We start from the raw sequence: 13,191 nt of genomic DNA on the forward strand, positions 1-13,191 counted from the left end.
TTTGTGATATATCATAGTTGTAAGACATAAATAGCGCCTTTAACAATCTACAAACAATAGTTTTTTAAATTTTTCTAAATCATTTATATTTTTTAATCCTGGTTCAATTTCGAATTTACTATTGATATCTATTCCATATATTGGTAAATCTGTTTCTAGGATTTTTTTTACATTTTCAATTTCTTGTAATCCAATTCCACCACTTAAAATAAATGGAGTAGAGGAGTTATAATTATTTAAAACACTCCAATCGAATGTATATCCGTTACCTCCTTTTTCTTTTCCTTTCGTGTCAAAAAGAAAATAATCTACAATTCCTTCATAAGGTTTTAATTCTTCAAAATCGAATTGATCTTTGATCGAAAAAACCTTCCATACTTCAAAATTATAAGGCTCAAAACCAACTTCGATTCCATTTTCGATAATCGGCAATGATAATTCCCCTTCTTTTAGTGCTTTACAGTATTCTGGACTTTCATTGCCATGAAGTTGTATAGCTTTTAACCCATATTTTGCGGTTTTTAAAACAACCTGATTTAAAGGCTCATCCACAAAAACTCCTGTTTTTTTAATCGTATCTGGTATTTTAGGAATTATAGCATCAAAATTTCGAGGAGATTTTTCATAGAAAATGAACCCAAGATAGTCCGGCTGCAATGCTGCAACAGCTTCTATGTTTTCTTGATATTTCATTCCGCATACCTTTAGTTTCATCTTTGTAAGGCTTTTATAAATTCTACAGCGCTAGATCCCGGGTTTTCAGTTTTCATAAAATTTTCACCTATTAAAAACCCTTTGTATCCATATGGTTGTAATTCTTTTATAGCTTCGATATTACTAATACCACTTTCAGAAACTTTTACAAAATCATCAGGAATATGTTTGCTCAACTCTTTACTTATATCGATACTAACCTCAAAAGTTTTGAGATTACGATTATTAACTCCTAGCATATCTAAGGAAGGCATTATTGATTTCTCTAATTCTTCTAGATTGTGAACTTCTAATAATACGTCCAATGATAATTTTTTTGCAAACTCTGATAATGTTTTGATTTCGTCTTTAGACAATACAGCGGCGATTAATAATATTACATCAGCACCGTATGCTTTAGCTTCTAGGAGTTGGTATTCGTCTATTATGAATTCTTTTCTTAATAAAGGCATCTTTACAGAAGCTCTAGCAAGCAATAAATCGTCTAATGATCCACCAAAATATTTTCCGTCTGTAAGAACTGACATTCCACAAACTCCAGCGTTTTCGTACCCTGTAGCTACATCTTGGACGCTAACTTTTTGATTAATTATGGATTTAGAAGGAGATCTACGTTTATGCTCTGCAATAATTCCTGTATCGCTCTTTCGTAAAGTATCTGCCAAAGAATTTCCTTTACGATCAAATAATACAGAGTTTTCTAATTGATGAATAGGTATTAAACTTTTTCTGAGTTCAACTTCTTTGTATTTATCTGCTATAATTCTATCTAGTATGTTCATTGTTAAATAACTGATCACTAATTCTTACTCAATTCTTGTACTTTTTTTAATGCAGCTAATCCTTTTCCTGAAAGCAACGATTCTTTCGCTTTTTCAAATCCTTGAATTGGAGATAAATTTTCTACCGTTGCGATTGCCATTCCTGCATTGGCAGACACAACATTGTTTTGTGCCTCTGTACCTTTACCGCTTAGGATATTCATGAAAATAGTTGCTGACTCTTCTATAGAATCTCCACCCACAATCTCTTCCATTTTTAAAGCAGATACCCCAAAATCTTCAGGTGTTAGCATTCCTTCGGTTGTGTTAGAAATTGTTTTCGTACTTCCTGTAAGTGATATTTCGTCATATCCATCTAGTGCATGAATTATAGTAAAATTTTTATCTGTATTTTGATATAAATACCCATACATTCTTGCTAATTCAAGATTGAATACACCTACGATTTGATTTTTTGGAAATGCTGGATTTACCATAGGCCCTAGCATATTAAAGAATGTTTTTACGCCTAATTCTCTTCTTATAGGAGCTACATTCTTCATGGCTGGATGAAATAAAGGTGCATGTAATACGCATATCCCTGCTTCATCAATACTACGCTTTAGAAAATCTTTGTCATTACTAAATTTGATTCCTAAATGTTCCATAACATTAGAACTACCACATTTAGAAGAAACGCCATAATTACCGTGTTTAGTTACTTTAATACCAGCACCTGCAGAAACAAAAGATGATAATGTAGAAATATTAAAAGTATCTTTTCCATCTCCTCCAGTTCCACAAAGATCGATAGGATTATATTCGCTTAGGTCTACAGCAATACATAGTTCTAATAAAGCGTCTCTAAAACCTTCTAGTTCTTCGACAGTAATACTACGCATCATATAAACCGTAAGAAATGAGGCAATTTGGCTTTGGTTATAATCTCCTTTAGATATATTAACCAAAACTTGTTTAGCTTCTTCTTTAGAAATGGTTTCGTGATTGATTAATCGATTTAATAAATTTTTCATAAGCCATTTTTTCCCAGTTTTCTCAGAGTATTGATAGAGAATTTACATAGGATATTTTTTAAAATTAATATAGTATCATTATTATTATCAATCTCAATTGTTGATCCAGTTTTCTAACATTTTCTTTCCGTCGGGAGTAAGTACTGATTCTGGATGAAATTGCACGCCTCTAACATCTAATTCCTTGTGACGAAGAGACATTATTTGTCCATTCTCATCAAATGATGTTGCTTCTAAACATGATGGTAAATCTTTTTCTGATACTACCCAAGAGTGATATCTCCCTACATCGAATGTATCGTTTAATCCATTAAAAAGTGGCTCGTCTGATACTGTAAGTTTTACTTCGGTAGCAACACCGTGGTAAACTTCATCGAGATTGATGATGTTTCCACCAAAAACTTCTCCAATAGCCTGCTGACCAAGACATACACCGAATATACTTTTGGTATTTGCATACGTTTTTATGATATCTTTTAATAGTCCAGCCTCATCAGGAATACCAGGTCCTGGTGAAAGTAGTATTTTATTAAAAGATGCTACTTCTTCTAAGTTCAATTGATCATTTCGTTTTACAACTACTTCACACCCTAAGTCTTCTAGATAATGAACCAGATTGTAAACAAATGAATCGTAGTTGTCTATTACTAATACTTTTTTCATCTCCTTATATTTCTTCAGCTAGTTTCAACGCTTTGGTTAGTGCTCCCAGCTTATTGTATACTTCTTGTAATTCGTTTTCTTTGTTTGATTCATTGACTAATCCTGCTCCAGCTTGCCAATGTAATTGATGATTTTTACTTAAAAATGTTCTAATCATGATTGCATGATTAAAATTTCCAGAGAAATCCATAAAACCAATTGCGCCACCATAAAAATCTCTGTTCACGGTTTCATACTTTTCTATAAGCTGCATAGCCATATGTTTTGGTGCTCCACTTAATGTACCCGCAGGAAATGTATCTGCAACTACTTGCATAGTAGTGGTGTCCTTGTGTTTTTTACCAGTTACTTTACTTACTAAATGAATTACATGAGAATAGAATTGTACTTCTCTATAAGTATCTACGGTAACGTCACTACCATTGCGACTTAAATCATTACGAGCTAGATCAACTAGCATTACGTGTTCTGCGTTTTCTTTTTCATCTACAGATAATTTTTTAGCAAGTTCTGCATCTTGTTCATCATTTCCTGTTCTTTTAAAAGTTCCAGCGATTGGATGAATTTCCGCAATATCATCTTTAACTACTAATTGCGCCTCTGGTGAGCTTCCGAATATTTTGAAATCACCATAATCAAAATAGAATAAGTAAGGAGATGGATTAACACTTCGTAAAGCGCGATACACATTAAATTCGTCTCCTTTAAATTTTTGAGAAAAGCGTTTAGATAAAACCAATTGAAAAACATCTCCTCGTTGGCAATGCTGCTTAGCTAAGGCAACATGTTCCTTGTATTGTTCATCATCTAAATTAGAGGTCGTTTGACCAACTGTAGTAAAATTATACGATGCAAAGTTTTTTACATTGAGTAGAGATTCTATTTCCGAAATATTACTCGCAGAATCGTAACAATGGGCAAAAATGTAAGCTTCATTGTTAAAGTGGTTGATTGCGATAATATTTTGATATACGGTATATTGCATATCAGGGATGTCTAAACCACCTGGTTTCTTTGTGATTTCTATGTTTTCGAAATAACGGACTGAATCATAAGAAATATACCCAAATAATCCATTGTTTATAAATTTGAAATCACTTTTAGAGGTTTTGAATTTCTGCCCAAATTGCTCTATAACAAGAGGAATGTTTGTATCATTAGTTATTGGGGTTTCACTAAATGTTTTGTCAGGAAATGATTCATAAATGGTCTCATTTTCGATCCTAATATTAGCAATTGGATTACAACAGATATAAGAAAAACTGTTTTCATTACCTCTATAATCGCTACTTTCTAATAAAAGGCTATTAGGAAATCTATCTCTAATTTTTAGATAGACACTAACCGGTGTAATGGTGTCGGCAAGAATTTGTTTGAAATGTGTGGTTAATGTATAACTCATGTTAGATTTTAATATTTATAATTTATAAACCCCTTGATTATATGAACAAAAAAAAGGCTTGTCGTGATTTGACAAGCCTTTGATATGTTTACTTAACTATATGACAGGATCTATCTCACGACGTTTTCGTTATAAGATGACCACCACCATGTATTTGTTAAGATTATTTTCATTTTATTTTTCTTGAGTCAAATATATAAATTAATTATAATTCAAAAAATAAAAAATTACATTTTTAAATTTACAGCTAATTCGAATTCATCGCTGATCGCTTTATCTCCTAAATTATCAAAGAAACTTCCTGATCCGTATTTGATATCATATTTGGTTCTATCTACTTTTAAGGTAGTAGAAGCAGTTGATCCATTTACAGCAAGGTCAAAAGCTATAGGATTTGTTTTTCCCTTGATGGTAAGATCTCCGGCTATTTTATAACCACCATCCATTTTCGAGGCTTTTTTAATTATAAGTTTAGCGTTTTTGAAATTTTGTACGCCAAAGAAATCATCAGAATTAAGGTGACCTTCTAATTTTTCTTTTCCTTTTCCAGCTTCTAGATCTGTTACCGCAAGTGAGGTCATATCTACGATAAACTCACCACCACTTAAATTTTTGCCATCAAAGGTCAAGAATCCACTAGAGAAATTAAGTGTTCCAGTGTGTTGACCAGTCACTTTTTTTCCTGTCCAATTAATAGAACTTTCTGCTGTATTTATCTTTTTTTGTTGAGCATAAATAGATGTAGTAGCAATTATTGTTAATGCTAAGAATAATGGTCTAAGTTTGGTTTTCATAATTTTAAAATTTAATGATTATATAAATTGTGTTTACTTAATTAACTTCTAAGTTTATTTAATAGGTTGTTTAGAATGTTCAATTCTTCTTTAGATAAGTTGGAGGTGATTTTTTTTTCGAAATTATCCATTACGGGGCTTATTTTATCTAAAAATTTATTCCCGTTTTCTGTTATCGTGATTTCTACTTTTCTTCTGTTAGTTTCACAAATGATTCTTTTTACTAAATCTTTTTTAATTAGTTTATCAACTAATCGTGTCGTATTACTCATTTTACTAACCATTCTCTCTTGTATAGTAGATAAGTTGGCTGGTTTACCTCCTTGACCCTTTAAAATTCGTAGTACATTAAATTGCTGAATAGAAATATCATAAGTTTTTAATTCTGAACTTATTCGATCACTTATCCAATTTTCGGTATATAATAAATTAATGATCACCTTTCTAGAGAGAGGAAGTTCTTTTTTTGTTTGTATGATATCTTCTATATTCATTTGTATAAACAATATTTGTATGTACAAATGTATAATGTTTTCTCTCTTAAAAATTATAAAGAGTTACTAATTCTTTGTTAAAGTTCAGATGATTGATATTCATTAATATTATTATTGTTCGATTATAGGATGAACGAAATCCTAAAATTCTCTTTATGAATTATTTAAACCTTGTTAATTTTCTTTTGAGAAATAACGTGTTTTAATACATTAGTGTAATGCAGAAACTGATCTTATATATAGGATTAACCTTTTTGGTTGTTGGGTGTAAAGGAGAACAAAGAGTTGCTTTTGAGGCATCTAATGTTTTTTCTAGCAAAGGTGTAGAGATACCAGTATATGATTTTGAAAATTTTGAACACCTTTTAACTATTAATGACGGAAAAACACGGGTGATTAATTTTTGGGCTACTTGGTGTAAACCTTGTGTTGCAGAATTACCGTATTTCGAATTGATTAATAGTAGATATCCGGATAAAGAAGTAGAAGTGATATTAGTGAGTCTAGATCTTCCTAATCAGGTAGAAACTAAGCTGATACCGTTTGTAAAAAAGCAACGTATACAAAGCAAAATTGTATTGTTGGATGATCCTGATGCTAATACTTGGATTCCTAAAGTGAATGAAAATTGGTCTGGTTCTATACCAGCTACCATAATATACAAAGGAAATACATCTAATTTTTATGAGCGATCCTTTACCTATGATGAATTAGAAAGAGAATTAAAAAAAATGTTATAATAGTTCCTAGTCGTACTGATTAAAACCTTAATTAAATAAAACAGATGAAAACTTTAAAAATTTTAGTAGCAGTTGTTCTAGTAATTGCAGTAAGTGCATTTGCGATTGATAAAGTTAATTTGTCAGATAGTGATGCTGGATATGTGATAGGTGATGTCGCAACAGATTTTAGCCTTAAAAATATCGATGAGACCACAGTTTCTTTAGCTGATTATAAAGATGCTAAAGGATTTGTTGTTATTTTTACTTGTAATCATTGCCCATATTCTGTGGCTTATGAGGATAGGATTATAGAATTGGATAAAGCTTTTAAAGACAAAGGGTATCCTGTTATTGCTATCAATCCTAATAATCCTAAAGCGTATCCAACGGATAGTTTTGATAACATGAAAGTAAGAGCAAAAGAAAAAGGGTTTACATTTCCTTATTTATTTGATGATGGCCAGAAAATATATCCTCAATATGGAGCTACAAAAACTCCTCATGTTTATATTTTAGAAAAAACGGCAAACGGTAACGTTGTGCGTTACATCGGAGCAATAGATAATAATTATAAAGATGCATCAGCTGCTGATAAAAAATATGCTGAGGATGCTATTAATGCTTTATTAAAAGGAGAAAAAGTTCCTGTAGAGACTACTAAAGCAATTGGTTGTAGTATAAAAGCATAATTAGCACTGTACTTTTAAAATAAATGGATGTACAACTTCGTACAATTCAGTAAGGACTCTTATATTTGTAAGGAATTGCGGATTTAAAAGTTCAATTAAAAAAGGAAATATAAAATGGCCGAAGATATCACTCAAGATCAATGGGAAGATCTAATTGCTAAGGATACAAATGCAGTAATTTTAGATGTTAGAACAGAGGAAGAGGTAGAAGATGGATTTATACCTAATATGTTAAATCTAGATATACGCCAAGGACAAGGTTTTTTAGATGAAGTACAGAAATTAGATAAATCCAAAAATTATTATGTGTACTGCCGTTCTGGAGCTAGAAGTGCACAAGCTTGTACATTGATGAATCAAATGGGTTTTGAAACTACTTATAATCTCATAGGTGGTTTTATGAGCTGGGATGGCGAAGTTGCCGAATAATAGTATTTAATTGTGTTTATGAAAATTAAAACAATAGTAACCGTAGTTGTCCTTTCAATGTTGTTATTCAATTGTAAAGATGCTAAAACAGATGATACTGCCATTGTAGAATTAATAACAGTAGCAGAGATGGATTCTTTATTGGAAATGGAAAAAGTACAGCTTGTAGATGTACGAACTCCACAAGAATATGCAGAAGGTCACATAGAAGGAGCGATTAATATAGATTTTAGTGATGAGAATTTCGAAACACTAATATCTGAAGTAGATAAAACAAAACCTGTAGCTGTATATTGCGGTAGGGGAGGAAGAAGTGGTAAATGTTCTGCGTATATGAAGAAAGCAGGGTTTACTAAAATCTACGATCTAGATGGTGGTATTACTGAATGGAAATATAAAGGAAAGACTTTGGTTAAATAATTTTTAAGTGTTTCTGTCATGATATAAAAAACCGACCATATAGTGGTCGGTTTTTTATTTTATATTTTTCCGAATTGATTATTGTTTTAAGATTCTTGAATAGGTTACATTTTTACCATTTTTTACTTTTATAATATAAGTTCCACCCGCAATTCCTTCAATTAAAGAGCTGATGTTTAGATTCTGTAAACTATTTTCTTTGGGTGTCGTATTAATTTTATTTAATAATTTACCAGTAATATCCCAAATAGATACTTCTAAACGTTGATTTGAGGTAGCATTATATGTCAATGTCAATGATTTAGTTGTTGTTGGATTTGGATAAATGATTGGATCACTATTGTTTAGTTTTGTATCATCAATAATATTTGGATTTTGTCTAGAAAGAGAGCTAATCGTTATATCTAAGTTTCCAGGAGCAGACCAATTCCCAGCAGCATCTCTTACCAAACTTTTAATTTTTCCATTTTGTCTTCTTATATCTTTAGTCACAGAAGATCCAGCTGTTATGGATTGTGTTTGATTTGCTCTAAATTTATACACTTTAAGATCATCGAATTCCATATTGGTTTTGTTCGTTCTTAACGAGATAGAACTTCCATTTTTGATTGGAGTCGTGTCTGTCCATCTTAAAAGCGAGGTATTGTTTCTAAAAATTTCTAATACTCCAAAAGCCGGGCTATAGGTTATTTTATAATTAGCCCATTGGTTATCTAGTGATACATCACTAATCGCTCTAAAATTTAGTTGATTATTTACTGTCTCATATATTCTGACCTTATTATCTTCTCCACTAAACCATATTAAATATGAGTTTCCTCTCTGACTTTGGGTTACATCATCAGCCATGATATGTAGACCAAATTTTTTTGGCCCAGTTGTAGAAATTGTTTTAGCAGAGAACTCATACAAATAAGGGAGCCCAGAATTTTGCGATAAAAAAGTATTCAATTTTGTATTGTCAGACGAAATGTCGGATTGACTTAAATGTCCATTACTAATACTCCAATTTCCAGCTCCTTGGGTATATCCAGAGTAGAAAATATTAAAATTGTCATTAAAAAAGCCATTGCCTCGGTTTGCATACCAATTATCACCATATTTCTCTAAAGCTTGATAAAACCTTCTAGTTACCCCTATGTTATCATTGTCATTAAAGTTAGCTGTAAAATCACCTGATTGTGTATTGCCGCCAGAAGCACTAATAGTCGTAGTTGGAGATTGATTATCGGTTCCGCCGCCAGATCCAGAGCAATTATTGTCAATAAGATTTTGTACTCCTGTTCTTATACTTGGCAGAATAGCATAACCTCCATCTCCTGGACACGCCGAACATCCACCTCCATCTCTATGCCCTGATATAGTTCTTAAAGAACCATCAATAGAATAGTGATAGGCAAATCCAGAAGGGTTAATGTTCTCTTTTGTAGCTTTCCAGGCTAATAAATCTTTTAAAGAATTTTGAGTAGCGACTTTTGGTGTAGCCGATGAATAATTACCTAACATACAAACTCCCATTGTATTACGGTTTCTACCACAAAAATGAGCACCTACCGCACTGTCTCCGCCAGCTCTTCCTTCGTAAATAACTCCATTCGGATCTATTAAGAAATTATATCCAATATCCGACCATCCATTAGAATTCATATGAAAATTTTGTACAGATCGTACTCTTGCAGCCCAATCACTACTAGAATTAGATCCAAATTCATGATGAACAATGAGATGTGTCACGCTCGAAGTAGGAAATGAACTTCTTGGAGGCCTTGCTCCCCATTGTGATCGTGAAACTACAGATGGTTTACTACAAGCTGCTTTATTTTGATTTTTAGATTTTATGGTGTTAATTTCTTCTAATGTTTTTCTTGGTGTAGCTCCAGGGCTGTAATGTTTTAACAGTATTTTTTCTAAAATCATTTCTTTATTCGTGGTAATATCTAATGCATATTGAATATAGGATATTGACTTATCTAGATATAATAGAGAAGAAATTAGATAGTTGTTATTTATTTTATCAAAATGTCCATCAAAAGGAATTTTTTTCCAATCTGACCAAATTTCCCCTTTTTCTGAAGTTCGGTAGGTGATCAAGATGGCGTCGTGATTTAAATTAGTACCATTTAATTGAAGATAAGTACTAATAAATGGTTCTGGTTCTATGAGTGAAATTTCTACAGGACTTATAATTATTTTTTCTGTTTCTGATAATTTAGAAAAGACTATTCCCTCATTACTATATTTTAAATTTTTAGATGTATAGCTAATAGCTTTTTTAGAACTTAATTCAATTACATTTTCTGTAGAACCTTCTCCTTTAAGTTTATTTCCTTGAGACCAAATTACCTGATGTAATAATAAACTTAGAATGAGGTAAATAAGTTTTGTGTTAGTTTTCATATGATGTTTGTGTTTTGAGTTTATATTTTATGAAGGGTTTTGCAAGAAAAAGGGCTCAGACAAGTTGTTAACCAAATATGTAGAACCCTTTTTACACACTTACAAAAAACTACCTTTTAATGATAGGGATCACTTGAGAACCTCTATCATCATTTATTTTGATAAAATATGTGCCATCTCCTAAGGATCCGAAATAACTGCTTAGATCTATAGATGTATTCTTTCCTTCTTCTGTGTATTTTATGAAGGATTTTAAAACGCTACCTTTTATATCAATTATGGATATAGATGCATGGGATTTATGTAGAGATTGATAGCTAATTGTTAAATCAGATCCATCTGTAGGGTTCGGAAATACGTTTGCTTTAATAGTATCACTATTAAGAAAAGTATCGTTTATAATTTCTGAATTTTGTCTTGTTAGAGAACTTATAGTTACATCTAGGTTTCCAGGAGTAGACCAATTTCCAGCGGCATCTCTAACCAAACTTTTTATTTTTCCATTTTTTCTTCGTATATCCTTAGTTATTTCTGATCCTGCAGAAATCTCTGTAGAACTGTTTGCTCTAAACTTATAGACTTTTAAATCATCGAATTCAATATTCGTTTTATTTGTTCTTAAAGAAATTGTGCTTCCGTTTTTTATTGGTGATGGATCTGTCCATTTTAAGATAGAAGTGTTATTTCTAAATACTTCGAGAACACCAAACCCAGGACTGTATGTAATTTTGTAGTTCGCCCATTTATTGTCTAGTGGGACATCATCAATTGCTCTAAAGTTTAATTGGTTATTTATGGTTTCGTATACTCTAACTTTGTTATCCTCTCCGCTAAACCATATTAAATAAGAATTTCCTCTTTGGCTTTGATCTGGAGAATCTGCCATGATGTGAATTCCAAATTTTCTAGGACCATTCGTAGATAATACTTTTGCAGAGAATTCATATAAATACGGTAATCCTGAATTTTGAGACAAGAATGTATTTAATTTGGTGTTGTCTGATGTAGTGTTCGATTGAAGTAGATGATTATTATTAATTGACCAATCCCCATCTCCTTGTACATATCCAGAATAAAAAACATTAAAGTTGTCATTAAAAAAACCATTACCTCTATTGGCGTACCAATTGTTTCCGTATTTCTCTAAAACTTGATAGAATCGACGTGTTACCGCAATATTGTCTGAGTCGGTATAGTTGGCAGTAAAATCACCAGATTGTGTAGTTCCTCCATTAGCTGTTATAGAAGTGGTAGGAGCTTGTGTGTCTGCTTGCGAACCAAAGGTATTCTGTGAACGATAAATATAATTTTGTCTTGGTTGTCCTGCATCAACAAAAGAACCAGGAGTAGAAGAGTTTCCTCCAGCAGCTCTCCACTCAAAATGAATATGATCTCCTGTAGATCCTCCTGTTGTGCCTTCTAAAGCGATTACTTGTCCTTTTTGTACAGATTGCCCTTGACTAACTAATAGTGTTTTGTTATGAGCATAATATGTTCGAGTTCCATCGCTATGTCGTATGATAATTAATCTCCCATAACCACTAGATAAACTTCCACTTATTCCAGAAAAAGAAACAGTTCCTGCGGCAGAAGCTCTTACGTTATCATCTCCGGATAAAGAAGTTGCAAAATCAATTGCGTGATATCCGTGATGGCCACCTGGAGTAAAAAAACCACATTGACCTACAGGGCTATGAGAACCAGTTGGACCAGGTGTTCCGTGTCTAGAGACACAATTCTCTTTGCCAAAATCCCAAGGTAAATAATAGGATAAATTAGATTTTTGATTATGGATAGATTCTTTATTAGTTTTAGAATTAACATTCCAACCTAAGATTTGAACCTGATCTCTTTCTGATCGATATATAGTCTTAGTTGTTTGTTGTTCGATATCATATTTATAAATAAGGTCAGAAGTACCATGTAGGTAGTCTAGTTTTTTATCGGTAGATCCAGAGAAGATAAAATAATCTCGCTTCGGAGAGAGTAACGGTGTACTGGTGTATTTAAAAGAGATAGGAAGTTTTTCGATATGATTTGTTTGAATGTCATATATAAAAATCCCTTCGTGTTCTTCTGCTGCATCTAAGTAAATCCCTTCTACAAAGATTTTAGAAGCATCATTGGTCCAGCCAATAGGTTTTAGCGCTATTTCCTTTCGATCATTATTAGTTTTACTTTGTAAAGTAATCTGTTTTTTATTAGAAAGATCTACTTTTTGAAGTTTAAAGGCTCCTCCAATTTGTTCTCTCTCTAGATATATCCATACATTCGGATTAAAAGGACTCTGTAATCCCTGAAAAAAATCAAAGTTAGCCGCTAGATCTAGTTCTCGCGAGATATTATATGCTTGCAATACTATCACATCCATTGCTGAGGTGATAGCTAAAGAAGACTTATTCTTATTTAATAATACGGTATTGCTGTTACTTATATTTTGAGAATATAGTTGCTGGTTTTTTTCTATAATAAGTTCTTGAGCTTCCGATATGTGTATATAAAATAAGAGTATCAATAAAGCTTTGAGTGTAGTGTTTTTCATAATTAAGAGTTGTGTGTATTTTGTTTATTTTGGGTATAAACAGTATCGTTAGTTTTCGGTAGGAAAATTAAAAACTCTATGAATGAAAAATATAGGCACAAGTACTCAATTTTTTACTGAAGATTATTGC

Annotated in this window: 13 protein-coding genes; 4 read left to right on the plus strand and 9 right to left on the minus strand. The window is 32.0% G+C overall.

The annotated features are described in order from the left end of the window. Positions 1 to 39: 39 nt before the first annotated feature. The 7 genes from H526_RS0124675 to H526_RS0124705 all read right to left on the minus strand — a co-directional run bounded on the left by H526_RS0124675 (position 40) and on the right by H526_RS0124705 (position 5,862). On the minus strand, positions 40 to 714 hold the full coding sequence (locus tag H526_RS0124675) for a phosphoribosylanthranilate isomerase (protein WP_027395398.1): 675 nt from the start codon (positions 712 to 714) through the stop codon (positions 40 to 42). Beyond that, a complete protein-coding gene (gene trpC, locus H526_RS0124680; protein WP_027395399.1) occupies positions 711 to 1,496 on the minus strand; it encodes an indole-3-glycerol phosphate synthase TrpC in 786 nt (261 codons plus the stop codon). Before trpC ends, H526_RS0124675 begins: the two co-directional genes overlap by 4 nt. 17 nt (positions 1,497 to 1,513) lie before the next feature. Then, entirely contained in the window at positions 1,514 to 2,509 is a 996-nt protein-coding gene (gene trpD / locus H526_RS0124685; RefSeq protein ID WP_027395400.1) for an anthranilate phosphoribosyltransferase, read from the minus strand. Between the two features lie 93 nt (positions 2,510 to 2,602). Next, complete coding sequence (locus tag H526_RS0124690; protein ID WP_027395401.1) at positions 2,603 to 3,172, minus strand: anthranilate synthase component II; 570 nt, start codon at positions 3,170 to 3,172, stop codon at positions 2,603 to 2,605. A 4-nt stretch (positions 3,173 to 3,176) separates the two neighbouring features. Next, on the minus strand, positions 3,177 to 4,574 hold the full coding sequence (locus H526_RS0124695) for an anthranilate synthase component I family protein (protein ID WP_027395402.1): 1,398 nt from the start codon (positions 4,572 to 4,574) through the stop codon (positions 3,177 to 3,179). A gap of 227 nt (positions 4,575 to 4,801) precedes the next feature. Next, a complete protein-coding gene (locus H526_RS0124700) occupies positions 4,802 to 5,368 on the minus strand; it encodes a YceI family protein (RefSeq protein WP_027395403.1) in 567 nt (188 codons plus the stop codon). Between the two features lie 41 nt (positions 5,369 to 5,409). Then, positions 5,410 to 5,862 carry a MarR family winged helix-turn-helix transcriptional regulator gene (locus H526_RS0124705; RefSeq protein ID WP_027395404.1) on the minus strand — a complete coding sequence of 151 codons (453 nt, stop codon included), beginning with the start codon at positions 5,860 to 5,862 and terminating at the stop codon, positions 5,410 to 5,412. A 218-nt stretch (positions 5,863 to 6,080) separates the two neighbouring features. Here H526_RS0124705 and H526_RS0124710 point away from each other — a divergent pair, with 218 nt between their 5' ends. From H526_RS0124710 to H526_RS0124725, 4 genes are all read left to right on the plus strand, one after another. After that, a complete protein-coding gene (locus H526_RS0124710; RefSeq protein ID WP_027395405.1) occupies positions 6,081 to 6,602 on the plus strand; it encodes a TlpA family protein disulfide reductase in 522 nt (173 codons plus the stop codon). Between the two features lie 44 nt (positions 6,603 to 6,646). Further along, entirely contained in the window at positions 6,647 to 7,273 is a 627-nt protein-coding gene (locus H526_RS0124715; protein ID WP_027395406.1) for a thioredoxin family protein, read from the plus strand. Between the two features lie 114 nt (positions 7,274 to 7,387). Next, complete coding sequence (locus H526_RS0124720) at positions 7,388 to 7,702, plus strand: rhodanese-like domain-containing protein (RefSeq protein WP_027395407.1); 315 nt, start codon at positions 7,388 to 7,390, stop codon at positions 7,700 to 7,702. An 18-nt stretch (positions 7,703 to 7,720) separates the two neighbouring features. Beyond that, the gene (locus H526_RS0124725) at positions 7,721 to 8,122 is read left to right on the plus strand and encodes a rhodanese-like domain-containing protein (RefSeq protein ID WP_027395408.1); all 402 of its coding nucleotides are present in this window, start codon (positions 7,721 to 7,723) and stop codon (positions 8,120 to 8,122) included. A gap of 78 nt (positions 8,123 to 8,200) precedes the next feature. Here the strand turns inward: H526_RS0124725 and H526_RS31250 are convergent, their stop codons facing one another. Together H526_RS31250 and H526_RS31255 are read right to left on the minus strand one after the other, a co-directional pair. Beyond that, entirely contained in the window at positions 8,201 to 10,519 is a 2,319-nt protein-coding gene (locus H526_RS31250; protein WP_027395409.1) for an N-acetylmuramoyl-L-alanine amidase, read from the minus strand. Between the two features lie 109 nt (positions 10,520 to 10,628). After that, positions 10,629 to 13,061 carry a peptidoglycan DD-metalloendopeptidase family protein gene (locus tag H526_RS31255; protein ID WP_051336346.1) on the minus strand — a complete coding sequence of 811 codons (2,433 nt, stop codon included), beginning with the start codon at positions 13,059 to 13,061 and terminating at the stop codon, positions 10,629 to 10,631. Positions 13,062 to 13,191 lie beyond the last annotated feature (130 nt).

It is taken from the genome of Aquimarina latercula DSM 2041 (genome assembly GCF_000430645.1).
Taxonomy (GTDB): Bacteria; Bacteroidota; Bacteroidia; order Flavobacteriales; family Flavobacteriaceae; genus Aquimarina; species Aquimarina latercula.